Below are 323 nucleotides of genomic sequence, written 5' to 3'. Positions count from 1 at the left end.
GTTCGATGTCCGTCATCATTCAGTTGTTCTGCTAGTTGAGTTAAAGACCATGAAGGATACTGTTCCATTAAGTCAAACACTCTTTGAACGGACAGTGCTTGTCCCACATCAACAACTAGTCTTTTCTGACCTTTCTTCACTTTATAGCCTAATGCAACATTTCCTCCTGCATAGCCGCCCTGTTGGGCTTTCTTGTTTCGCCCTCTCCCTAGCTTTAAAGAGATTTCTAAACGTTGATATTGGTCTAATAACTCCATTAAGCCATTGATTAAAAAATCGCTAGGGTCTTTCTTGTGGATACTGGATTACGGTTGTTCAATACT

The 323-nt window shown here is 40.6% G+C and carries 1 pseudogene; it reads right to left on the bottom strand.

The features are described from left to right. Positions 1 to 302: pseudogene (locus KVT27_RS24090) on the bottom strand (recombinase family protein); the annotation flags it as partial. Positions 303 to 323 lie beyond the last annotated feature (21 nt).

It is taken from the genome of Lysinibacillus sp. GbtcB16, assembly GCF_019091145.1.
Taxonomy (GTDB): Bacteria; Bacillota; Bacilli; order Bacillales_A; family Planococcaceae; genus Lysinibacillus; species Lysinibacillus fusiformis.
Note: the sequence above shows the minus strand (reverse complement) of the source record. Positions and strands in the feature narration are given on the sequence as shown.